This is a genomic window from Paenibacillus sp. 1-18, assembly GCF_000520755.1.
GTDB classification, from domain to species: Bacteria; Bacillota; Bacilli; order Paenibacillales; family Paenibacillaceae; genus Paenibacillus; species Paenibacillus brasilensis.
Map to the genome: position 1 here is coordinate 30,171 of NZ_ASSB01000029.1, position 24,204 is coordinate 54,374.

Here is a 24,204-nt window from a genome sequence, read left to right on the forward strand (position 1 = left end):
TGTTATCCAAGGAAAATGGGCTATTTTCAAAAAAGCTTACTCCTGTAATGTTTAGTTAGTCAAAAATAGCATAAACGTCCTACTTATCCCTCATTTTTTACTGGCTTCATATCCTGGGGAATCTCTCCCATACTTGCTTGCTTCCATTTGCCAGAAGCATAATAGACAACCACAGCCACTGCAGAGATAGAAAAACCAACCGGAAAGCTCCACCATACAGCATCCAGACCATACTTATCGACAAATGCATAGGCCAAAGGTATACGAATGCCCCATAATGAAACAATGGTAATTAAAAGTGGTATCATTACGGAACCCGTAGAGCGAACAACGCCTGTAATGACATTGGTAATGCCGAATATAACAAAGGACCACAGGGTAATCAGATTAATCCGCATCCCCAATTCCATTGCCCCTCCCGTAGAAGGAAGAAACATCAGCAAGGCCTGACGGTCAAACACGTAAATTAATACCACCACTCCGCCAGTCAACACAAAATTGTACACAATTCCAATCCAGGTTGTCCTGCTCACTCGATCCCAACGTCCGGCCCCGATATTTTGAGCAGCAAACGAAGACACAGCCGCACCTAAAGCCATTGCCGGCATTTGCACATAGCTTGACAAATTATTCGCTGCCGTATAAGCTGCTGCTGCCACAGTCCCGTAGCCGTTAATCAGGTTCATTAACGCAATTGCACTGGTAGAGACAGCAATCATTTGCAAACCCATTGGCACTCCCTTACGGATCAGGGTCCAAATAATCTTCCAGTCGATTCTTAACAAGTGAAGCTCTGAAGATGTAATGCGCAAAAAGTATTTTACACGATAAAGGTAAATGAGAATCAGTACGAAGCTGATCCCTTGAGCGATCAGGGTAGCAGCTGCGGAACCTCCAATACCCATTGCAGGTATCGGTCCCCATCCGAATATCAATAGCGGGTTGAGTAGTACATCCAGCACGACGGAAACGATCAGAAAATAAAACGGTGTTTTAGAATCTCCAGCCCCTCTCATGACGGTCATAATGTAGTTATATCCGTACAAAAAGGGCATACCCGCGAAAATAATGCGTGTATACGTGATTGCCATATCCACGGATTCGACAGGTGTATTAAGCACATGAAGAATCCACGGAACACCCACAAAACCGATAATACCTATAGCCAAAGCAAGTACTAGAAAAAAAACTGCGCTAGTGCCTACTACACGCTTGGTTTCGGCAATGTCTCCTGCTCCGATATTTTGTCCGATCATAATGGTAGCAGCCATCGTGACGCCAAAGATCGAACTGATCAGAAAAAACATAATAATATTTCCGTTGGAAGCAGCAGTCAATGCAGCCTCTCCGAGAAACTTCCCGACCCAGATCGAATTGATGGTTCCATTCAGGGATTGCAGAATATTTCCGAACAGCATCGGCAAAGAGAACATAAACAGCGTTTTTGCAATGGGACCTTCAATTAAGGAAGGCTTAGACCTAGCCTCTGCTGCACTCATTTAATCAGCTCCTTCATTTAAAGTGACTTTTGCTTGGCTTTATACGTATAATACCCTATTCCAATTTAACCTCTTCATATCATAAACGTTTTTGCGCAAAAAAGCGCAGCCCCTTAAATTTTAAGGAACTGCGCTTTCAATTCATCGTTTAACCGTAATATATAAGACATCCGTAGTAACGGAACAATTCTTACAATTCAGTTACACTTACAGTTTGATAACGTTAGCTGCTTGTGGTCCACGGTTACCTTCAGTAATTTCGAATTCAACCGCTTGACCTTCTTCCAAAGTTTTGAAGCCGTCGCCTTGGATTGCGGAGAAATGTACGAATACGTCCTCGCCACCATCCACTTGGATGAAGCCATAACCTTTTTCTGCGTTAAACCATTTAACTGTACCTTTCAAGTGAACAACCTCCTAAAAATACCGCCATCTATGGCGAATATCCATATTATACTTCATGCTTTTTCACAATGCAATTGATGTTTTTGATGAATTTTCAGGCTGGAATGATTTGCTTTTGCTGCGGAAACTGCGGTATCATGAACCAAAACATCTATTATCGGAGACATGCATATGATGAAAAAACACGAAATATACAAAAAAGACAATTGGAACATGATGACTGTCGAGGTGCAGGGCCGTTACATCGTTCTACGGGAAATATCCGATGATTGGGGCGAGGAAGCCCACACCTTTTTGAGCCGTCCGGCGCTGATGCACTGGGCTCAAAATCGGTTTCCCAAGCAGTCCTTTCAAGATAACGAGGAAGAGTGGCAGCGGATCATGAACGCTTTCAAACAGGTATAGCTGATTCATGGTGTCCAACAGCTATCTCATCTTCATTATTTTGGCCTTCACGCTGGGCGGAGTGCTGATCATGAAACGTGATACGATACCGACTCCTCTCAAAAAGTGGATGGCCCTCACTGCCGTAATCATGGTTTGCCTTGCCTTTTATCTTATTGTATACAGCTTATTAAATATAGGTTCCAACCCACAGTAAGAAAAATTATACTTTCGGGGGTAAGAGGTCATACTAATGGCATGACAAGCCATGGTATAAGGAGGATATGCCGTTATATGCATCCCGTAAAACCTCTTGCCTTGCTGCTTACGGTAAGCGTGGCGGTTTCTTCGTTTTGGCATCCGTCCCTTACCGCCGCAGCCCTACCCCACATTATGTTCGATCAGAGGAGGCTCCCCATGAGTAAAATTGTAAAACGCGCCGATGCACCGGTAGAAAATACATGGAAACTGGAAGACCTGTTTCCTGACCGCAAAGCATGGGATCAAGAATACGAAGAAGTCAAACAATTAGCCAAAAAGGCTGCACAATTCCAAGGCAAGCTTAATTCAGCCGAAGAGATTGGCAAATGCTTTAAACTGGAAGATGAACTGTCGCTCAAAACCGAGCGAGTCTATGTGTACGCCCATCTGCATCATGATGAGGATACGGCTGAACCTACATATCAAGGGCTTTCGCAAAAAGCCAAGAAACTAGGCGTTGAGGTTGGCGAGTCTCTTTCTTTCGTGACGCCGGAAATTTTGGCACTGCCGGATCAACAGCTTGATGCTTTCATTAAAGATCCGAAGCTGGCGGATTACAAATTTACCCTTCAAGAAATGAAGCGGGAAAAGGCGCATGTTTTGGGCAAAGCAGAAGAAGCCCTGCTCGCTCAGGTTGGCAATCTGGCTCAGGCTCCGCAAACGATTTTCGGTATGCTGAACAATGCCGATTTGAAGTTTCCTAAAATCAAGGATGAAAACGGCAAAGAGGTTGAGCTGACCCATGGCAGCTATATTCAATTCCTCGAAAGTCCGCACCGTGAAGTACGCGAGCGTGCTTTTAAAGCGGTCTATGACACATATGCCAGAAATAAAAATACGATTGCTTCCACACTGAATGCCAATGTGAATAAAAATATTTTTTATTCTCGTGTTCGCAAATACCCCTCCGTATTGGAAATGTCACTATACGGTGACAACATCCCGAAGGAAGTGTACACAAATCTCATTAATACCATTCATGAAAGCCTCCCTCTGCTCCATCGTTATATCAAGCTGCGCAAAAAATTGTTAGGTGTGGATGAGCTTCATATGTATGATTTGTTTGCTCCGCTTGTGGACGAATATAAGATGGACATAACGTATGAAGATGCCAAAAAGCAAACGAAGGAAGGGCTTAAGCCACTGGGCGAGGACTATCTGGCTTCTCTGCAAAAAGGCTATGATGAGCGCTGGATTGACGTTTACGAAAATGAAAATAAACGGACAGGCGCTTACAGCTGGGGTGCTTATGGCACCCATCCTTATGTACTCCTGAATCATAAAGATAATCTGAACAGCATGTTTACACTTGCTCATGAAATGGGACACGCGTTGCATTCGTATTATTCTGACAACGCCTTGAAATATCGGGATGCACAGTACACCATTTTCCTAGCTGAAGTGGCTTCTACGACCAATGAAGCATTACTGATGGATTATCTGCTGAAGAAATCTACCGATCCAAAAGAGAAAATGTATCTTCTCACTTACTATGCGGACCAATTCCGTACAACTGTTTTCCGTCAAACGATGTTTGCAGAATTCGAGAAGATTGTACATGAACGCGCAGAACAGGGAGAGTCCCTTACACCGCAGCTTTTATCAGAGATCTATTATGATCTGAATGTGAAATATCACGGGCCAGGCATGAAGGTAGACAAAGACATTGAAATGGAATGGGCACGTATCCCTCATTTTTATAACAGTTTTTATGTCTACAAATATGCCACCGGCTTCTCAGCAGCAACTAGTTTCTCGAAACAAATTCTCGAAGAAGGCCAGCCAGCCGTTGACCGTTACTTAGGCTTCTTGAAGAGCGGCGGCAGCGATTATTCGATCAATATTTTGAAGAAAGCTGGCGTTGATATGTCCTCTCCGCAGCCGATTCGTGAGGCGATGAGCGTATTCGAGGAAGTCATTACGGAAATGGAAAAGCTAACTGAAGGAAAGTAGAACCGTGTACGCATCAAATCCAGCATTAAAATGATGCACGGATAAATCCCTTGTCCATGACGGGCAAGGGATTTTATAATGTACCGTAAGATTGGAACGGGAGGAGGTGGCATTTTGAAAACACAATGGTCTTTAATCGCCGCTCTTGTTATCGCCTTGTTAACGGCTGTATTTGCCGTCATTAATGTGAACTCGGTTCAAGTGAACCTTCTGTTTAGTAGGGTGAGTATCCCCTTGATCCTGCTTATTCTTGGCTGTACTCTTTTAGGCGGACTTATCGTCGGTTCATTTGGTATCTTCCGCCAATATAAGCTTCAGCGAGAGATTAAACGTTTGACTGCTCAGCTTCATACACTTCAAGAAGAGCACAACTCCGCGATGGAAGCATACGACGATGGCATGACCTATGACATGCTTGATTCATCGAGTACGCTATCTACATCCGACAAAGATACAGAGCAACCGCCCTCTAACCCTGATCGGTTGTCCAAATGAGGAGGAGCAACAAAATGACGATTCAATTGAATGAGAATTATATCATGACCTTTCTAAATCGGCTGCTGAATACGCCCAGTCCCAGTGGCTATACCTATCAGGTGATGGAACTGATCCGCAAGGAAGCTGAAAGCCTTGGGGTACATATCGAATGGAACGCTAAAGGCGGCGCCATCTTGACTTTGGAAGGTCAGGAAACAGGCTATACGGTGGCACTGAGCGCGCATGTGGATACATTGGGCGCGATGGTACGCTCGATTACAAGTCAAGGCACCTTGCGTCTGACATCCGTTGGCGGCTTTATGATGAACAGCATTGAGAACGAATACTGTCTGATTCATACCAGAAGCGGACATACGTATACAGGTACCATTCTGTCCAGTCATCCATCCGTGCATGTCTATGACGATGCACGCAGCTTTGAGCGCACAGAAAGTCATATGGAGATACGAATTGACGAGTTAGTTGAATCCAAGGAAGACGTGCTTCAGCTTGGCATTGCGGTGGGCGATTTTATTTCATTTGATGCCCGCCCAGTCGTAACACCGAGCGGCTTCATCAAATCGAGGCATTTGGACGATAAAGCCAGTGTAGCTGCACTATTTGGTTTACTGGAATCCGCCATACACGAAGGCTGGAAGCCTCGGCATACTGTTAAACTGCTCATTTCCAACTATGAGGAAATGGGACACGGAGCGGCATACATACCCGAAGGAATCACTGAGATGATAGCTGTCGATATGGGCTGTATAGGTGAAGATCTAAGCTGCAAGGAAACAGATGTTTCTATCTGTGCCAAGGATTCCTCCGGGCCCTATGATTATCATATGACGACTCGGCTGATTGATTTGGCCAAAGAGCTCCATATTCCGTACGCGGTTGATATTTATCCGCACTACGGTTCAGATGCCTCGGCTGCGCTGAAGGCAGGCAACAACATCCGGGCAGCACTGATCGGCCCAGGTGTACACGCTTCCCACGCGATGGAGCGTACGCACAAGCAGGCCGTGGTGAACACGGCTCGCCTGCTTGCAGCTTATGTGACGGCTTAATCTGGATGATGACAACCGGCCTGTTACCCTGGAGAATAGGTCAGTAAAATAGATCGGTTAAACAGATCAGTAAATAAAAAAGCAAGTCGTCCGGCTTTACGGAGACTTGCTTTTTTAGTCTGAGCAACAAGAAAAAATCGCTTCTGCACCATGTTGGTTACGTGCTATCTGAAAGCTTATGACTTGCTTTGTTCAATTTGCTCGGCCAGCTCGTTCAGGTAGGTCCAGCGCTCCATTTGATACTCCAGATGCTCTTCGGCCTTCGTTTGCTCAGCCATAAGCTCCTGTAGCCGTGCAGAATCACTGAAAGCCTCCTCCATCTGTCGCTGGATGTCGGCCAACTTCTCTTCGGCTTGTTCAATCAGCTCATCAATTTGCTCATATTCTCGCTGTTCCTTAAAGGTGAATTTAAGCTTGACTTTGCTTGTCTCCTTGACCGAATTCGAAGCACCTTCTGACTTTGGCGCAGAAGACCGAGCCGAAGAAGCTGTGCCCGGCAAAACAGACATAGCCGCATATGATTGAGCATTTTTGCTCATCCATTCTGCATACTCGCTATAGTCGCCCACATGCACTCGTACCTGTCCTTCGCCTTCAAATGCGAGTATTTTATCCACCGTCCGATCCAGAAAGTACCGATCATGAGAGACGATAAAAATCACACCTGGGAAGTCATCCAAATAGTCTTCCAGCACGGAAAGGGTCTGAATGTCCAGATCATTTGTAGGCTCATCCAGCAGAAGCACATTCGGTGCGGACATGAGGACACGCAGCAGATACAAGCGCCGTTTTTCTCCCCCCGACAATCGCGAAATCATCGTCCATTGGGCGTTTGGCGCAAACAGGAAACGCTCCAGCATTTGCGCGGCTGTAATCGTTGATCCGTCTGCCGTACGAATCACCTCAGCTTCTTCCTTAATGTACTCTATGACACGCAGTGATTCGTTCATTTCCTGATGTTCCTGCGTAAAATAGCCGAGTTTCACAGTCGGTCCCAGCACAACACTGCCAGAATCCGGTTCTACACGCTGGGCAATCATTTGGAGCAGGGTAGATTTCCCGCTGCCATTGGGGCCCAGGACACCAACACGATCCCCTGGAACGGCGATATAGCTCAAATCCTGTATCAGCTTGCGAGAATCTACCGATTTGGACAGATGCTCCAGCTCCAGTATCTTTTTACCGAGACGCGTAGAGGCTACGGACATTTCTACCGATCCTGAGCGAGCTTCCGGCTGTTGATCCCTGAGCTGCTCATAGCGCTCAATGCGCGCTTTCTGCTTGGTCGAACGAGCCTTGGCTCCCCGGCGAATCCAGGCCAGCTCATTACGCAGCAGGTTTTTCCTTTTTTGTTCCGAAGACGCTTCTCGCTCCTCGCGCTCTGCCTTTAACTCCAGAAAACGGGTGTAGTTAGCCTCATAGCGGAAAAGCCGGCCATGATCCAGCTCCAGCATGACATTCGCAACTCGATCCAGAAAATAACGATCATGCGTGATCATTAATAGCGCACCGCGCCTTTTTTGTAAATATTGCTCCAGCCATTCCACGGAATCATTATCAATATGGTTGGTAGGCTCGTCCAAAATAAGCAGCTCGCAGGGTTGAATCAAAGCCGCCGCTAAAGCTACCCGCTTGCGCTGGCCGCCGGAAAGAACGCCCATTCGCGCCTCAAACTGAGTAATTCCCAGCCGAGTAAGTATACTTTTGGCCTCGCTCTCCAACTGCCATGCCTGAAGCGTATCCATTTGCTGGCTTGCTCGCAACAGACGGTTCTGAAGCTCCTCGCTGCCCGGATTCAGCTCCAAAAGCTCCATGGTTTCCGTGTATTCACGCACCGCTTTCATTTCTGGCTGGTTGCCGTGAAAAATATGCTGGAGTACCTTCATCTCAGGATCAAACTCCGGATTTTGCGCCAAATACTGAATACGTACATCATTGTTCACTGCAATATTTCCATCATCTGGTGGCTCCAGTCCGGAAATCACTCGTAAAAACGTTGATTTACCAGTACCGTTCACACCGACGACTCCTATTTTGTCACGTTCATCCATACCAAAGGAAGCATCCTGGAACAACACTTTTTCACCATAGCTTTTCGTTATATGTTCAACGGTCATAATATTCATACGGATTCCCTACTCTTCCCCAGTTTTGTGCTGCATCCTTTTTATTTTAACACAGACACAGCTAATGATTAAAAAAAACCGTTACCTGAACAAGATCAGTACGGTTTTTAGCTACAAAATGTCAGAATTACTGCACCCTGGCTTTACATCCGTGCATAAATAAATGTGCCGCCCATTCAGCCGTCTGATCCACGTCACATTCGTGGAAATCCTGATTCCATAAAATATCCATTTTCATACGTTCCAGCATACCGATAAAGGCCTTCGCATGGAACTCGGGCTGCTGCACACCCTCTGACGCCAATTTATTTGTGACCATATCTGTATAGTCCCGAATAAACCCCCGCATAAATTCCATTAAATCAGGGTTATTGTTCGGAGTCATAAAAAATAATTGGGTATGCTGCTTGCGCTTGTAATAGTAATGCAAATGCAAGTTGGCCATCCGCAGCAGTCCCTCTGCCAAATTGTGTTGGACCAGTGCCCCCTGCATTTCGGCCAGATATTGCTCGCAATCTCTGCGTGTGACTGCTGTAAATAGCTGCTCCTTGCTTTTAAAGTACAAGTAAACCGTGCCTTTGGCAACACCTGCATCCTCTGCAATCTCGGAAATTTTACTCTCATAAAAGCCTTTGGCGCCGAAGACTGTGTAAGCGGCATCCAAAATGGCTTCATATTTATCTCCGTGTATACCGCTCATCTTCGCACCTCCTTATACAATGATTAAAGCACAGTTAATTTATAAAACAGATATTTTGTTGTATCGATCTCCATCACGGTGTTCAGAGTATAAAGAAAATACCTATAAGAGCAACCAAGCCTCCGAAAATAGAACTAATGCTATTCACCCGATCATTACTCATCCAATGCCAGCCACGCTCATACACCGTTGCTTGTCCGCAATGTGAGTCTACTTCTACTTCCCGTCCACAAACCGTGCAGGAACGCATCCGCTGCACCGTCGCACCAAGATAGGAATCAGCAAAGGCCCCCGCACTCCCCGATATGCCTCCAATCAATACCCACAGCGTTAGCGGCAAGCCCGGCGTTCCTATGGCGTATCCGAAAAACCATGCACCTATTCCGATCAATACGCCCCCAGCCAAGGCCGCAGTCGTTCCCATTACAGATACGCCTCCCGAGGTTCCGGGCGCCAGCACCTTTCCGTTAAGCACCGAACGTGGCGGCTTACGACTTAGACTGCCGAATTCTGTTGCCCACGTATCAGATGTGACCGTAGCCATGACACCAACAAATGCTAGCTGCCAGGTCAGATGAGGCCATACTGCATCCCCCAGGCATAGCAGCATGCCTAATCCCCCGTTGGCCCACACCTGACCTGCATCCCGATTACCGGTTTTGGCATACGATTTTTCAAGCTCTGCCTTGCGGTCCTTTTTGAACCTAGACAGGAGAGTTGATGTAATGAAGAACAGGAGCAAGGTGCCGAACCAGAACAGATTGCCCGCCCCATAATACACGGTTCCCATCAATACAGCTGCGAGAAAGCCCGATAAGGTTAAAGATTTTTTATAAAAAGCAGCCCCCGCTACTACAGCAGCGCAAAGCATTCCGATAATCCAGTCCATCCAATCCCCCCGCTTTTAAATGGAATTCCCGATTTCGTTTTTCAGTTCTTTCTATTATTGTACCTCGCTCTGCGCTGATATAAAAGCCGTGCCCCATGCTTTGGCAGAGGACACGGCCTTCACAATTCTTATTTGCTTAGTTCACTCATTACCAACCAAACCAGGTTCAAGCACTTAGCCCAACCATAGGGCAATTACCAAGAAACCCCCGCTTTACTTAGTAGTATTTCGCTGACTGTTAGGCGATGGTGCAGCTTCCCTGACGATCACTTCCCCAGAAAAGCTCGAAGCGATCCCCGCTTGTGACAGGGCCAACGCCCGCTGGCGTGCCTGTAAAAATGATATCACCCTCACCCAACCCATAATGAGTCGCTATGTAGTCAACGATGTGCTGAATAGAAAAAATCATGTCCCTGATATGGCCGCGTTGTACTTCCTGTCCGTTTTTGAGCAGGCTAAACTCGTGCTGTTCCAGCATGTCCAAGCGCTCCAAGGGCAGGAAGGGAGTTAGGGGAGCAGCCGACTTAAAGCCCTTGGCGGCAGTCCAGGGATGGCCTTTTTTCTTAAGAGCGCTTTGTACATCACGCAGGGTAAAATCAATCCCAAATGCAAAAGCACTCAAACACGTATCCGCAGACATCCCCGGCTCGTAATTACGCCCGACAGCCACAACCAGCTCAGCTTCAAAATGAACCTCACCTTTATCCCGGGGAAGCTCCAGCATAGCACCATCCAGCGGTAAAACCGCATGGGAAGGCTTTAAAAAAATCATCGGTTCAGCAGGAACATCATTCCCCAATTCCTCTGCATGCAGCTTATAATTACGCCCGACACAGTAAACATTACGAATTTCCGCGTTCATTACGACCAACCACCCTTCCCCCATGTGTAATACGTTGATTTAACGAATAAGATTACGTATATAGTGCCACAATCGGTGCTTGGAAAGCAAAAAAACTTGCTCCCAGCGATCCGGCCAATTGGTACAAATCATCAATTCAGGATGCAGTGCGGACAATTTCCGCATGATGCGGCGGTCATCCACCGTCCATGCCATAACCGTAATACCACGTCCCGTCAGGTCCTTCATCAGGTTTCGATCCAGACGCGGATAGCCCATGGATAGAAAAGAGCATTGCAGCTTCTCCAGTTGCTTTGCCAAATCGTCTGGACGCGCGTCGATAATCAGTCCGGTACGGATCTCAGGTGCCAGCTCTTTGGTGCGGCGTAAAGCGGTACGCTCAAAGGAGGTCAATACCACTTCACCCTCCATCTGCCTCATCACAATTTCACGAAGTACAGCTTTCTCGAGGCCGGGATACATATCGCCCGCTGTTTTAAGTTCAATATTGAGTGATACACGGCCGCGACACATATCCAGGACCTGCGCGAGAGAAGGGATTTTTTCGCCGCAATATTCTGCATCTTTCCAGCTACCTGCATCAAGTTGTTGCAGCTCTTTCCAGTTCAGGTCCTTTACCCGTCCCGTCCCATTTGTTGTTCGCTCCAGCGTAAAATCATGAATGACCACCGGAACATCGTCCTTCGATAGCTGTACATCCAGCTCAATCCAGTGTACAAACGGCTGCTCCAGCGCAAGCCTAAAGGCCGCCAACGTGTTCTCGGGAGCAATACCTGAAAAGCCGCGGTGAGCCACGCACAAATGATTCATCCCAATTATGACCTCCATCCACAAAGGAGTTCTTCATATAATTGTTCCATAATTCTCAATTGAGGTTTTTTTCCAAACTTTAGTGAGCACTTACTGTACCATCCGCACCTATTGAGACATTTCCCGGCGACAATGCTGCTACTCTCTGCAAAATTTTGTTGGCCTCCGCATCCTTCAATGGGATTGGTTGACCCAGCTCCGCCCGGTAGGGAGTCAGCTTCATAGCGCAAGTCCCGCTTCGGGTACAGGTTGCCTGAAATATCGCTGTGTCCCAAGTGGCTGGGACCATAGATTTGGAAAAAATAAAATTGCCTGTGCTGTATGCAATCCATTTGCCTTTGTATTGCTCCATCCCTTGAAGCACATGCGGGTGACCCCCGATGACAAGATCGGCCCCGGCATCAATAAAAGCGTGTGAAAGCTCAGTTTGATGCGGCTCCAGGGCAGTGGCGCGCTCTTTCCCCCAATGGGCAATGACAATCACCAGATCTGCCTGCCTGCGGGCCTCATGGATGGATTCCACGATGGCAGTCGAATCATACGCTCCAGCAACACCGGGCTGCTTGACGCCTGCATTCCAATTGGCTTCTGGCATGACACGTGTAGCCCCTAACAAAGCAATTTTAATGCCTTTACGTTCAAAATAGTGCGGAGCATACGCTTCTTTTGCATTACGTCCGGCTCCAGCATGAGCTATACCCTTTTCATCCAAATATTTAAGTGTATCCAATAGGCCATCTGTACCCTGATCCAAAATATGATTGTTAGCCAAATTTACAGCATCTATCCCTGCGGTGGCCAACGCAGTTAACGCCTTGGGAGAAGATTTATACACATACGTTTTATTTAACGCACCAACACCACCGGTTGTCACCGGCGTTTCCAGATTGGCGACCGTCAGGTCGTCTTTACGAAACAAGTTGCCAAGATATTGATATGGGAAATCAAATCCGTTTTTCTCCAGCCGCTGCTCAACTTTACCGGAAAACTGCACATCCCCTACAAAGTGAAGCGTGACTGTGGATGAAGGGTTACCGTCCGTTTCAGCTTTATTTGTAGCAGCCGTTTCGCTCCTATGGGCAGATGGCTCGCTACCTGAGGTATTCTTGTTTGTAGAATCGCCCCATGCATACCCAGCTTTTTCTGAGGATGAATCCGATACCAATAAATCATTTTCGGAATCTTTGGTATCCAACGGTTTTTCCGAACGGTTGCCCGTATTTGCCGTAGCATCAGCAGCTTGCTTTGCTCCATCGTCAGTAGCCTGCTTATCTACATCAGAACCTTCGTCCAGTTGTTTACTGGACAAGGCTGTAACATTCTTGCTCACCGGGGCAGAAGCCCCTCCTTCCCCAGTAGATCCCGTTTGGATTTTCTTCTCTGATTGCGAAAGCTCTCCGTTGTCCGCAAGTGAGCTACTGTTGTCACGTTCAAATATGTAATAATAACCGAAAAGACCTATAATCATTAGCAGCAGGACAAGATTCGTTAAGATCCAAGCCTTGCCTATTTTGGTTTTTCTCGTTTTCTTCCTACCTTCATTTCGCTGTGATCTGGGAGGGTACATTCTTCACTCCTTCTATGCCATAGCATATGCATGAATTCCTTTTATTCGGCGAATTTTTCACCTTCTCCATTATATATCAAATTTCAATATAAATAGAACCCCTCGCCTAGAACACGAAGGGTTCATCATCGAACTTTTACAACTGTACCTTAACCGCTTCCTGCTGTGCTGCTTGGACGGCATTAGCGGCCCACTCCTTGGCCTGACGGATGCAATCCGGTAAGCCGATCGCATCATAGCCAGCGCCCAGAACATACACTCCCGGCATGGCAGTTCCCAGCTCTTCCCGCAGATCGGCTATAGCCTGCGGATGCCCTACGGGATATTGCGGCATGGAATTGCGAAGACGTGTAATTTCGGTAAACAACGGAGTCGCCGTAACTCCCATCATCTCTTTCAAATCCTGCCGTACCAGCGCAATCAGATCATCATCCGGCAATTCTACGGTTTCCTCCGCTCCTGCTCGCCCTACATAGCAACGCAGGAGCACCTTATCATCCGGGCTGGTATGCAGCCACTTGGCAGACGTCCACGTACAAGCCGTCACACTGCGCCCCTCTTTACGGGGAACGAGAAAACCGGAACCGTCAAAGACATTCTCAATATCTTTCTTATCGAAGGCCATAACCACGTTGGCCACAGATACATAATTTACAGCCTCCAGTGCAGCCACATTCACATGCTCTCGCAAGAGCGGTGCAGCAGCAAAGGTTGGAGTCGTTACAAAAATATCGTCTGCCTCCAGCGTCTCTCCATTGTCCAGAGTAACACGATAGGCGCTTTCTTCACTTTCTGCTGTCTTTGTGAATTCGGTAACAGCAATTCCCGTGCGCAAATCACAGTCATACAAATCATTCAGTAACGCATGCACCAAACTTTGCAGGCCTTGACGGAAGGTCATAAAGACGCTTTTTTTCGTACCAGTATGTGTCTCGGCTGGTTTTCTCCCAGTCATCATCCCGTGAATGAGGCTTCCGTATTGCTGCTCAACCTCTGCAAATTGCGGAAAAGTCGCCTGCAAACTTAGCGTCTTCATGTTGGCGGCGTAGATCCCGGCCAGCAGCGGTTCGGTTACATTTTCCAGCACTTCCTTACCCAGTCGACGTTCGATGAAATCACCCAATGCCTCATCTCCAGGTTCGCGGCGGGGGGGAATGACAAAATCCATCATAGCCCGCAATTTCCCACCCAAGGAGATTAATCCGCTGCGCAGAAATGGCTTCAGTTCCGTAGGAATGCCCAGTACCAGACCGGGAGGCATCGGATGAAGCTGTCCTTCATGCAAAATGTACGTTTTTTTTGCGTCGGGATTCGTGCTCACCAGTTCATGATCCAGTTCCAGCTCTTTTGCCAGGTCTATCATGGCTGTTTTACGGGCCAGAAAGGAATCCGGCCCCTTTTCAATCACAAACCCGTCTTTATGCAACGTTTCAATTTTGCCGCCCAGCACAGGAGCCTTCTCCACCAGTGTAATTCGTGGTGTGTAGCCAGCCTCCTTGTACATTTTCCGTGTGTAAAAAGCTGCGCTAAGCCCGGTCAAGCCGCCGCCTACAATCACAATTTTGCGTAATTTTTGCTCCATTATGTCCTCATCCCTTTTTCCATTGGTCTATGATGACATCACTAAGCGTCTCCATATATAGCGGATCACTGTTGAGCGAATCTATGCGCTGAAAACGCATATCCAGCTCCTTCGCCAAAGCCTGTGCTTCAATATCCAGATCGTATAGCACCTCTAAGTGATCGGATACGAAGCCGACCGGCGCAGCGAGCACATACTCTACCTGCTCTTCCTTGAGACTATGCATGGTATCCAAAATATCAGGCCCCAGCCAAGGCTCTGCCGTGCGACCCGCGCTTTGCCACGTAAACTGCCAGTTGGTAATTCCCGCCTTGTCCGCAACAGCCTGCGATGTAGCCATTAATTGCTCCACATAAGGATCACTCATAGCCACAATCCGCTCAGGCAGGCTATGCGCACTGAACAGAACACGAACCTCATCACGTTTGGCCCCTGCTTCTTCAAAAAGCGCCAACTTGGCATTCACACGCTCTGTGAGCGTCTTAATCAGCTTTGGATGAAGATAATAGCTCTCTACAAAAGTTATAGACAGATCCAGTTCCTGTGCCTTGGCCTGTGCACGCTTAATGTAAGTACCTACACTCATAACGGAATAATGCGGAGCCAGCACGACACCCACCGCTGTACGGATACCATCCTGCACCATTGCTTCCACACCATCCTCAATAAACGGCTTGGCATGTTTGAGTCCCTGATAACAAATAAATTCAATGCCCGGGTTGCGATTCTCCCGATTTAAGGTTTCTTGCAGATTTTGAACCTGACGATCCGTATTCTGACGCAGTGGAAAAACACCGCCCACAATAGCTTCATAGCGATCTTTCAATTCCTTTAACTGCTCCGTTGAGGGGGCATTACCGCGACGAATATGTGTATAATAGGCTTCGACCTGATCCAGACTCTCCGGCGTCCCGTAGGACATAACCAGAACACCCACTTTGGTTTTCATTAACAGATCACCCCTTGAATATTTCTAAATGTATTAATTCTTTGATATAACGGAGCGTGAATACTCATGTACATATTCCGTAAGCTCTCTTAACTTATCTAGCGAGGCCTCAGGAAATAACCCGTGACCCAGATTAAAAATATATCCTGGCTCCAGTATTCCTTCATCTACGATTTTTTTTGCGTACTGCTTGATCACATCTATTGGGGCCGTGAGCACATAAGGGTCCAGGTTTCCCTGCACACCAAAACCGTTCCCCAGACGACGGCGCCCTTCAGGTATACTTACCCGCCAGTCCAGCCCAATCACGTCGGCTTTTACCTCACTTAAATGTGGGAGCAACTCACCGGAGCTTACACCTGGATAATAAATTTTAGGTACATTCAGATCGGACAACTCATGGAAAATACGCGTGATGGTCGGTAGGACAAAAGTTTGGAAATCATAAGGCGTAAGCGCGCCTACCCAGCTATCAAACAATTGAAATGCCTTACCGCCGTTAGCGATATGGGCACGTACATATGTAATCACCATATCCCCCAGCTTATCCATCAGACGATGCCATAGTTCAGGCTCTCCATACATCATCGCTTTGGTACGAATATATCCTTTGGATGGTCTTCCTTCTATTAAATAGCTGGCGATTGTAAAAGGCGCCCCAGCGAACGTAATTAATGGCACTTTCAATTCACGGTCCAGGATACGAATCGTTTCCAAGATATGACCCAGATCGCGTTCCACATCAATCGGGCGCAGTTTGTCTACATCCGCAGCTGACCGGATCGGATTATCAATAACCGGGCCAATATTTTTGACAATATCAAAATCAACCCCAAGCGAGGCTACCGGATTCATAATATCAGAATATAAAATAGCAGCGTCCACCCCAAGCTTGCGCACGGGCATTAAAGTCACTTCTGCGGCCAACTCGGGCTGGCGGCAAATTTCTAGCAACGTATATTTTTCTTTAATTTTGCGATACTCAGGGTCATACCTTCCGGCCTGCCGCATGTACCATACGGGAATATGATCCACAGCCTGCTTGCGGCAAGCGCGAATAAAGGTATCATTGTAGGTCATGACTTCAGCCTCCAGTTCGAATCATAAATACTATATTTTATTATGCCCTTTTTCAAGAGTCGTAACAACCGCCGCTCTCGAACAAACCATGACAAACCCATGACATTTGGATAAAGTTCCAATGAAGTGTGCTATACTAAAGGAATGGCTTTTTTAAAGCTCCGGGTAATTATATATGGATGAACATTTATTACAACAGGATGAGAATGGCAGAAAGGAAGTGAGCGCACATTGAAATCGTGGGAGACATGGAAAATCAACCTCATTGTGCTATGGGTCGGTCAGTTTCTGGTCAATGCGGGTATTACAATGATAACTCCGTTCCTCGCCCTGTATCTGGCTCATGACCTCCATGTAAAGGGAGAGCACGATATCGGTCTATGGGCCGGAGTTATTTTTGCCGCAAACTTTTTGACCTCATTTATATTTCAGCCTTTGTGGGGCAAGCTGGCGGACCGATATGGGCGCAAGGTCATGCTGCTTCGCTCAGGCTTCGGTATGGCCCTAGTGATCGGATGCATGGGCTTGGTCACCCATCCTTGGCAGCTGTTAGCACTCCGTCTGCTGAACGGTACGATTTCGGGCTTCAATCCGGCCTCCATTTCTCTGGTGTCGGGTACCACACCTAAGGAGCGAACTGGATTCGCGATGGGCATTATACAATCTGGTCAGATGGCTGGCACAATTCTTGGCCCTCTCCTAGGTGGTTTTTTGGCAGACTTGGTCGGATTCAGACCAATCTTTTACATTACAGGATCTCTTATTTTCCTGGCCTCTTTAATTGCAATGTTTCTGGTTAAAGAAAACTTCAGCAAAGCGGAAGCTGCACGTACTCCGCAAATCTCGGTACTTGCCGGGCTAAAGGAGCTAAGCCATACGCCTCAGCTTCCAGCTTTGTTCACCGTGACCTTCCTGCTCCAGTTTGCCATGATTAGCACGGTATCACTGCTACCTTTGTATGTACAGAAGCTATATGGCTCCACAGAAGGAATTGCACTGATTGCCGGGTTTGTTACGGCCATTACCGGCGTATCCAATATGGTGGCTGCACCGCTGCTTGGAAGATTGAGTGACCAGATAGGAGCTCACAAAATTTTGACCATCTCCCTGCTCGGAACAGCAGTTATGCTCATTCCGCAGGCTTTTGTCAATGAAGTTTGGCAACTTGTCATTATCCGCTTTTTCATGGGTGTGTTTATGGGCGGCCTGTTGCCCAGTGTAAATGCACTGATTCGCACGTATACACCAGAAGGCATGGAAAGCCGCTCTTTCGGCTTCAATACTAGCTCGCTTGCGCTAGGGAATATGCTGGGTGCAGTTATTGGTGGGGTACTGTCCGGGTTTATCGGCATCGAAGGACTGTTCATTATGTCGGGTGTCCTGTTGATCGTCAACATATTCTGGGTACGTATGAAACTCTATAGTGATAAGACCGCGCATGATTTCAGGTAAGACAACCTACTGTGAGATTAGCATTTTGGAAACATTGAAGAACCTCCGCTCCACGTTGTTGTGGACACGGAGGTCTTTTTTGTGGAGCTATGGAGATAGGAGCTGCGTGTTATTTTACTCTCGCTAGTGCTAAACCATCATAGGCTGGCAAAAGCGTACTTACCAGACGCGGGTCTGTAGCGATCGTTTCATTAAAGCGTCTCACGGCCTGTACGGCAGGACCATTTTTATCTGTATTCAGCGTACGTCCACGAAGGAAGCAGTTATCGCCGACAATAATGGCACCCGGCTTCGCCAGAGCAATCGCATATTCCAAATATACCGGGTAATTTTCCTTATCCGCGTCAATGAAAAAAAAGTCAAAGGTTCGTCCCTCTTCCTGAAGTGCCTGCAAACTGTCCGCTGCAGGTCCAATACGATATTCAACACAATCACCGTAACCGTTATTTTTCATATGCTTATGCGCAAGTCGCGCATACGCTTCTTTTAGCTCCAAGGATACAATACGTCCCTTTTTCCCCAGCCCACGAGCCAGACATAACCCGCTGTACCCGCCCAACGCGCCAATTTCCAATACCTCCTGGGCGCCGGACACCTCAATTAAAAAAGTCAGTAGCTTGCCATAGGGATGAGCAACCGACACCTCAGGCATTCCCTCTCCAATGATGGCCTCCCTGATGCCGCGCAGCGCTTCATCCTCCTGTACCAGTTGGTCTACATATTGTTCAGGCGTCATATTCGGTGTAATTTCCATGTTCCATCTCTCCTTCTTGCTTTTATCATAACGCAGGTTGAATACGGTGTCCTTCGTTAAATAATTTGTCTGAATGATTTGCCTGATTAATTTGTCTCTTTGTGTACAATGACCTATACTATAGGGATTGAACCAAGCTTACATGATTATGGAGACGGAGTGAATACGTTTAATGACTCAACTGCAACTAATTGCAACTGCGCCGATGGGACTTGAAGCCGTCGTGGCCCGGGAGCTCAGAGAACTCGGGTATGAGAATCTGACCGTCGAGAATGGCCGCGTCGTTTTTTCCGGAGATTATATGGATATATGTCGATGTAATCTGTGGCTTCGCACATCAGATCGCGTTCTTATTAAAATGGGTGAATTTGCCGCAACCACCTTCGACGAGCTGTTTGAGGGTACCAAGGCATTGCCATGGCAGGATTGGATTCCTGTAGATGGTGAGTTTCCCGTAGAGGGACGTTCTCACAAATCACAGCTTAGCAGCGTACCGGCCTGTCAGGGAATCGTCAAGAAAGCCATTGTAGAAAAGCTCAAGGAAACCTACCACACAGATTGGTTTGCCGAGGACGGCCCTCGTTATGTCATTGAGGTCATTCTACTGAATGACCGTGCATTGCTGACGCTGGATACAACCGGGCCAGGGCTGCACAAACGCGGCTACCGCAAACTTGTTACAGAGGCCCCTCTAAAAGAGACGATGGCTTCTGCTCTGATTCAGCTTAGCCGCTGGAGCCCGGATCGCCCCTTCTACGATCCGTGCTGCGGTTCCGGGACTTTATTGGTCGAAGCCGCCATGCAAGCCTGGAATATTGCGCCAGGTCTGAGACGCACCTTTAATTCTGAAAACTGGCCTGTCCTTGGCAAAGAATTATGGAATCAAGCCCGTGACGAGGCAATGGATTTGACCCGCGATGATATTCCTTTTGAGATCGCAGGCAGCGATATTGATCCAAGTGCCATCGAAGTTGCTGAGGCGGCTGTGAAAGCGGCAGGCTTCGCTAATGACATTTCACTGAAGGTGATGCCTGCAAGCAAGGTCAGACTCGAGGGCCAATACGGTGTAATGATTACAAACCCACCTTATGGCGAAAGACTGAGCGAGCAACCCGAAGTGGAAAAGCTGATTCGTACACTCGCACGCACAGCAGCCGAAATGAAGACCTGGTCCTTCTTTGCCATCAGCTCCACCAAGCAATTTGAGCATTATTGGGGCCGCAAGGCAGATAAGCGTCGCAAGCTGTTTAATGGCCGGATTGAATGCCAATACTATCAGTATCTAGGCCCTCTTCCTCCCCGTCGCAAAGATATTTTGCCATCGCAGTCCTAAATAGATAAAACTCAGGCCAGGAAACGGACTCTCTGTTCGACTCCTGGCCTGGTTTGTGCTTGCTCAGCCTAATAAACTGTACCGCTGCATTCTATTATCGAAAGGGAAATGCTGTATTTTCTTTACTTAATCATTGAAATGTGCCAGATGAGCGCTATAATAATTAAAGGCATTTCGGTTTTAACATGATGTTAATCTATAGTTTATACTAGCCGAACATTTCTGCCGGAGGGGGTAAAGTGTTGGTTATTCGCACGGCCAGTGCAAGTCGCACTGGAAACATGTTCAGCAGATTACTACTGTCCCGATATTTCGGGTTGGGTCTATTTTTTGTACTTATGATTGGCAAGCTCGTATTGATTCATTATAACCTGCATGCCCAAAATATTGATATGAATCTGTTGGATTATGTCATCGCAATGGGTTCACTCTTGCTTGTAAGCTTCTGGACCTTGTGGCTACCACGTCGCGGACGTCTGGTTGCGCTAGTGGTGCTCGATATTTTGCTCACCGCGCTCATTTATTCCGACATGGTTTATTACCGGTATTTTCAGGATTTCATTACGATTCCCGTCTTGCTTCAAGCCGGACAGGTTGATTCCCTGGGGGGGAGCATCGTTTCCCTGATGTACTGGTGGGATATTTTCTTTTTTGCAGACTGGATTCTGTTCATTCCATATGTGATATTCGTGGCTTTCTTGCGGCGTCGGTATACAACAACTGATCCTTACGCGGAAACGTCCCGAAGCTCGTTTGCCAAGAGATTCCTGCTCCGCTTCTCCAAAGGCGCACTGGCCTTCGTAATTGGCTATATTTTCACCTTTGGACCGATCAAATATTATACCTCAACCTGGGCAACCGGCATATTTGTCGGTAGTTGGTGGTCGATGGCCTTGTACAACGTAACCGGATTGATCGGATTTCACGGATATGATATCTACCGCTATAGTCAGGATCATCTTGGAACTCAGCCTACGTTGGCTCAAGCCGAATCGGACAAGGACAAGCAATGGTTTAATCAGCATCAGAAGCTGCTTCAGGTGAAAAATGATCTGTCCGGTAAGTATAAGGGCAAAAATGTGATGGTCATTCAGGCTGAAGCGTTTATGAACTTTTTTATCGGCAAAGAGATCAACGGCCAAGCGATTACGCCTAACTTTGACAAGCTGATGAAGGAAAGTATGTATTTCAACAATTATTTTCACCAAACTGCACAGGGTCGCACTTCGGACGCGGACTTTTCTACACATGCTTCATTGCATCCGCTACCTACGGGTTCGGTATTTATCCGTTATGCAGACCATAAATTCGATACATTGCCTTCTATTTTAAAGGGTACTGGCTATAGTCCAAATGCGTTTCACGTATACGACAGCAGCTTCTGGAACCGCTATACGATGTACAAGGCGATGAACTATGACAAGTTCTACAGTAAAAAAGATTTTGAAATAGATGAGCCACTGGGCTGGTCATTGGGAGACAAATCCTTCTTCCGTCAAACGCTCAATGATCTCACTACCGAAGTCAAACAACCGTTCTATGCCTATATGGTCGGCATTTCCAGCCATCATCCGTACAACCTGTCCCCTGACGCAGTAGATCTGGACGTTGGCGAGTTTGAAGGCACGATGTTCGGAGACTATCTGAAATCTGTCCATTATGTAGATGAAGCATTGGGCGAGCTGGTAGAGCAGATGAAGAAAGACGGTTTGTGGGACAATACGATCCTGATGTTCTACGGGGATCATGACAACTCTATTAAAGATAAAGCACTATATGAAAAGTTTCTGGGCAAGCCACTAACAGACTTGGACATGCAGAAGATCATGAACCAGGTGCCGCTGCTTGTGCATCTTCCTGATGGAAGTCATGCTGGGACCTATACGGAACCGGCAGGACAGCTGGATTTGACGCCTTCTGTAATGCATCTGCTCGGGATCTCTACTAAACCCTATCATTTTATGGGGAATGATCTGTTTAGCGGGAAACCGCGTATGGTCGTGCTGCGCAGCGGTGCTTTCACGGATGGTCAAGTGTACTACATTCCATCTGAGGATGGTACATTCTCCAAAGGGACCTGTTACAACCTGTCTACAGGCCAGCCTACGGATGTGAATGCCTGCGGACCGGGGTATACCGAGGCTCTTAATCGATTGAACATTTCCGATCAGGTCATCACGTACGACCTCATTCGCCAGTGGGAATCACAAGCGAATAAGTAACGAGGGAAACAAAAAATCCCGATCAATCAGCCTAGATGTGCTGTTGATCGGGATTTTTGTATTCACAGTCGCTAGACTGCACTCATGTACAATGACGAATGTCTAGGGACGCAACGTTTTTTTGGCCTGCTCAAGCCGCCCTACCTCTTCATCCAGCATTTCCTCGGCAACTTCTACTGCATCGTCACCAAGACTATCCTTCGCCTGCTGTATGGCATGCTCTGCATGAGTGCGAGACTGCTCCGCCTGCTCAATCAATTGCTCAGCCGGATGTGACAACGCCTGAGACACGGCATGGTGGAGCTTGTCCACCGAGTTTTGCGTCTGGGCCTCGACACTGTGATCGTCGAGATTGGAATCATACTGGGCCATGAGTCACTCCTCCTTCTGGGCAGTGGTCTACACCCATTAGCATGGATCAGAAGAAGGGGAACTATGCAAAAAGTTGTGAATGCTGTGCGCCGAGCTATTTTATAAAACGCGCAGCCTTTTCCAAGACCTCATCCTCTGTGGCCGCACTCACGTAACGTCCGTTCACATACACAAACGCCCGTTTTCCACAAGGACCGCAATACGATTTGCAGCCGATTTTGATCTCGGCATCCGGTGCCATCTTTTGCAATTTGGGCAAGATCGTTTTCAAGCGAATATGATTACATTCATCACATACGCGAATATCATTGGCCATCTTTCATCCCTCCTTGCTCCGGCTTAGTGGTCGCCGTGATTGCCTTGGGAAGGGTTAGTAATGACAAATCCTTCTTGGGGGAAGTACAAGTAATCAATTTTCACACCATCCAGCAGTGGCTGACCTGTTTCCAAAATAACATCGATACCTTTATCTGTAGATACTACAGTATCTGTTTCTTTAGGCGTGTCCAAATCAAGCCCGTAATGAGCATGATCTCCGTGAGCATGCGTAATGACCACGCGCAGGCTCTTTCCTTGGTTTTCTGTCTTATCCAGTTCAAGCTTTAATACTTTAGCTGCGTTACGAGTAATTTTGCAATTCATGTAACTTCATCTCCTTCATATTCATCAAATGAAATGTGGTCTTTGGGATACCAATCACACCACACAACCTAGCAGGTAAAATCAGCAACTACAGATGATTAGCCTCTATCTCAAAGAAAAAATAGATAAATGGCAGCATAACAAAAGTCAATATTCCTATTGTAAAGAAAATCGTGTAAAATCGCAATCACGAAATTCATAAGTTTACGTCTACCGAACACGTGCATGCTGCTTTTCAAGCACGTCGGGATACTTTCGTTCGGCACGGGTTACAAACCAATTCATGAGCAGCAGCGTCACCCCAATGTCATCGACGGGCATAAAGGGCATAACATCAGGCAGCACCCAATAAAGCAACACAGGAACGGCAAAAAGTAATTTTTCACTCCAAGGAATCCTTGAAGAGGTAATTAAGCGGGGCATACGCCGAAATACATGTGACCATTGACGGAGAGATAGTAATCTTTTCCACTTCATAGGTTGTTCACTCCATTTCCAATGCTCCTAAGTATATTTACCCGTTAAAGGGATACATAAAGAGGAACACTTGTAAAAAACGTGTTCCCCCTACATACGTACGAATGAATCATTACGTTCCAGATGGCTTAGTCTTTTACCATGACAGCACTGCTGCCATTAACATACCCACTTCTGCAGAAATGTCGTCGTAATCACGCATGGGTAGCGGGTTTACGCCCAATCCGACCTCAACCGTAAAACCCGGTTTACCAAACCGCTGTATAAACCAGTCCTTATAGCCTGCATCGCTCCCTCCGAGCTTTACCGCCCGGTATCCTGTCACGGCAGCCAGCCCC

At 47.2% G+C, this 24,204-nt stretch carries 24 protein-coding genes and 1 pseudogene; 8 read left to right on the forward strand and 17 right to left on the reverse strand.

Annotation, left to right across the window (positions count from 1 at the left end; genetic code table 11):
* Window positions 1-83 precede the first annotated feature (83 nt).
* Together L693_RS0101960 and L693_RS0101965 are read right to left on the reverse strand one after the other, a co-directional pair.
* Entirely contained in the window at window positions 84-1,499 is a 1,416-nt protein-coding gene (locus L693_RS0101960; RefSeq protein ID WP_025715826.1) for an MATE family efflux transporter, read from the reverse strand.
* 207 nt (window positions 1,500-1,706) lie between these two features.
* Window positions 1,707-1,904, reverse strand: a complete 198-nt coding sequence (locus tag L693_RS0101965; RefSeq protein ID WP_007429810.1) for a cold shock domain-containing protein — start codon at window positions 1,902-1,904, stop codon at window positions 1,707-1,709.
* Between the two features lie 171 nt (window positions 1,905-2,075).
* Between L693_RS0101965 and L693_RS0101970 the strand changes: the two genes are divergently transcribed.
* The 5 genes from L693_RS0101970 (at window position 2,076) to L693_RS0101990 (ending at window position 6,049) form a co-directional block, all read left to right on the forward strand.
* Window positions 2,076-2,309, forward strand: coding sequence for a hypothetical protein (locus L693_RS0101970; protein ID WP_013309704.1), 234 nt, complete (start codon window positions 2,076-2,078; stop codon window positions 2,307-2,309).
* Window positions 2,310-2,316: 7 nt separating this feature from the next.
* Window positions 2,317-2,505 (forward strand): hypothetical protein, encoded by a 189-nt coding sequence (locus L693_RS30945; RefSeq protein ID WP_025715827.1) that lies wholly within the window; start codon window positions 2,317-2,319, stop codon window positions 2,503-2,505.
* 200 nt (window positions 2,506-2,705) lie between these two features.
* The gene (gene pepF / locus L693_RS0101980; RefSeq protein ID WP_025715828.1) at window positions 2,706-4,502 is read left to right on the forward strand and encodes an oligoendopeptidase F; all 1,797 of its coding nucleotides are present in this window, start codon (window positions 2,706-2,708) and stop codon (window positions 4,500-4,502) included.
* A 114-nt stretch (window positions 4,503-4,616) separates the two neighbouring features.
* Window positions 4,617-4,997 carry a LapA family protein gene (locus L693_RS0101985; protein ID WP_049825025.1) on the forward strand — a complete coding sequence of 127 codons (381 nt, stop codon included), beginning with the start codon at window positions 4,617-4,619 and terminating at the stop codon, window positions 4,995-4,997.
* Between the two features lie 14 nt (window positions 4,998-5,011).
* Window positions 5,012-6,049 (forward strand): M42 family metallopeptidase, encoded by a 1,038-nt coding sequence (locus tag L693_RS0101990; RefSeq protein ID WP_025715829.1) that lies wholly within the window; start codon window positions 5,012-5,014, stop codon window positions 6,047-6,049.
* A 176-nt stretch (window positions 6,050-6,225) separates the two neighbouring features.
* On the opposite strand, the gene L693_RS0101995 is transcribed toward L693_RS0101990, so the two are convergent.
* The 9 genes from L693_RS0101995 to hemE all read right to left on the reverse strand — a co-directional run bounded on the left by L693_RS0101995 (window position 6,226) and on the right by hemE (window position 16,614).
* The gene (locus L693_RS0101995) at window positions 6,226-8,175 is read right to left on the reverse strand and encodes an ABC-F family ATP-binding cassette domain-containing protein (protein WP_025715830.1); all 1,950 of its coding nucleotides are present in this window, start codon (window positions 8,173-8,175) and stop codon (window positions 6,226-6,228) included.
* Between the two features lie 127 nt (window positions 8,176-8,302).
* Complete coding sequence (locus L693_RS0102000; protein ID WP_025715831.1) at window positions 8,303-8,875, reverse strand: TetR/AcrR family transcriptional regulator; 573 nt, start codon at window positions 8,873-8,875, stop codon at window positions 8,303-8,305.
* An 82-nt stretch (window positions 8,876-8,957) separates the two neighbouring features.
* On the reverse strand, window positions 8,958-9,764 hold the full coding sequence (locus L693_RS0102005) for a DUF92 domain-containing protein (protein WP_025715832.1): 807 nt from the start codon (window positions 9,762-9,764) through the stop codon (window positions 8,958-8,960).
* A 238-nt stretch (window positions 9,765-10,002) separates the two neighbouring features.
* Entirely contained in the window at window positions 10,003-10,626 is a 624-nt protein-coding gene (locus tag L693_RS0102010) for a fumarylacetoacetate hydrolase family protein (protein ID WP_025715833.1), read from the reverse strand.
* A gap of 39 nt (window positions 10,627-10,665) precedes the next feature.
* Window positions 10,666-11,436, reverse strand: a complete 771-nt coding sequence (locus tag L693_RS0102015; RefSeq protein ID WP_025715834.1) for a glycerophosphodiester phosphodiesterase — start codon at window positions 11,434-11,436, stop codon at window positions 10,666-10,668.
* A gap of 79 nt (window positions 11,437-11,515) precedes the next feature.
* Window positions 11,516-13,003, reverse strand: a complete 1,488-nt coding sequence (locus L693_RS0102020) for a CapA family protein (RefSeq protein ID WP_025715835.1) — start codon at window positions 13,001-13,003, stop codon at window positions 11,516-11,518.
* Between the two features lie 136 nt (window positions 13,004-13,139).
* Window positions 13,140-14,585: a protoporphyrinogen oxidase gene (hemY, locus tag L693_RS0102025; protein ID WP_025715836.1), complete on the reverse strand. Its 1,446-nt coding sequence runs from the start codon at window positions 14,583-14,585 to the stop codon at window positions 13,140-13,142.
* 7 nt (window positions 14,586-14,592) lie between these two features.
* Window positions 14,593-15,534 (reverse strand): ferrochelatase, encoded by a 942-nt coding sequence (hemH, locus tag L693_RS0102030; RefSeq protein WP_025715837.1) that lies wholly within the window; start codon window positions 15,532-15,534, stop codon window positions 14,593-14,595.
* Window positions 15,535-15,567: 33 nt separating this feature from the next.
* A complete protein-coding gene (hemE, locus tag L693_RS0102035) occupies window positions 15,568-16,614 on the reverse strand; it encodes a uroporphyrinogen decarboxylase (protein ID WP_025715838.1) in 1,047 nt (348 codons plus the stop codon).
* Between the two features lie 231 nt (window positions 16,615-16,845).
* Between hemE and L693_RS0102040 the strand changes: the two genes are divergently transcribed.
* A complete protein-coding gene (locus L693_RS0102040; protein ID WP_025715839.1) occupies window positions 16,846-18,066 on the forward strand; it encodes an MFS transporter in 1,221 nt (406 codons plus the stop codon).
* Between the two features lie 109 nt (window positions 18,067-18,175).
* Here L693_RS0102040 and L693_RS0102045 read toward each other — a convergent pair whose 3' ends face one another.
* Window positions 18,176-18,820: an O-methyltransferase gene (locus tag L693_RS0102045; protein ID WP_025715840.1), complete on the reverse strand. Its 645-nt coding sequence runs from the start codon at window positions 18,818-18,820 to the stop codon at window positions 18,176-18,178.
* Between the two features lie 172 nt (window positions 18,821-18,992).
* Here L693_RS0102045 and L693_RS0102050 point away from each other — a divergent pair, with 172 nt between their 5' ends.
* Window positions 18,993-20,153, forward strand: coding sequence for a THUMP domain-containing class I SAM-dependent RNA methyltransferase (locus L693_RS0102050; protein WP_025715841.1), 1,161 nt, complete (start codon window positions 18,993-18,995; stop codon window positions 20,151-20,153).
* Window positions 20,154-20,392: 239 nt separating this feature from the next.
* Complete coding sequence (locus tag L693_RS0102055; RefSeq protein ID WP_025715842.1) at window positions 20,393-22,375, forward strand: LTA synthase family protein; 1,983 nt, start codon at window positions 20,393-20,395, stop codon at window positions 22,373-22,375.
* A gap of 102 nt (window positions 22,376-22,477) precedes the next feature.
* On the opposite strand, the gene L693_RS0102060 is transcribed toward L693_RS0102055, so the two are convergent.
* The 5 genes and pseudogenes from L693_RS0102060 to L693_RS27570 form a co-directional block, all read right to left on the reverse strand.
* Window positions 22,478-22,747 (reverse strand): hypothetical protein, encoded by a 270-nt coding sequence (locus L693_RS0102060; RefSeq protein ID WP_025715843.1) that lies wholly within the window; start codon window positions 22,745-22,747, stop codon window positions 22,478-22,480.
* A gap of 94 nt (window positions 22,748-22,841) precedes the next feature.
* A complete protein-coding gene (locus tag L693_RS0102065) occupies window positions 22,842-23,063 on the reverse strand; it encodes a DUF1450 domain-containing protein (RefSeq protein ID WP_007429791.1) in 222 nt (73 codons plus the stop codon).
* 23 nt (window positions 23,064-23,086) lie between these two features.
* Complete coding sequence (locus L693_RS0102070) at window positions 23,087-23,389, reverse strand: heme biosynthesis protein HemY (RefSeq protein ID WP_025715844.1); 303 nt, start codon at window positions 23,387-23,389, stop codon at window positions 23,087-23,089.
* Between the two features lie 210 nt (window positions 23,390-23,599).
* The gene (locus L693_RS0102075; protein ID WP_025715845.1) at window positions 23,600-23,866 is read right to left on the reverse strand and encodes a hypothetical protein; all 267 of its coding nucleotides are present in this window, start codon (window positions 23,864-23,866) and stop codon (window positions 23,600-23,602) included.
* A gap of 136 nt (window positions 23,867-24,002) precedes the next feature.
* Window positions 24,003-24,204: pseudogene (locus L693_RS27570) on the reverse strand (peptidase M14); the annotation flags it as partial.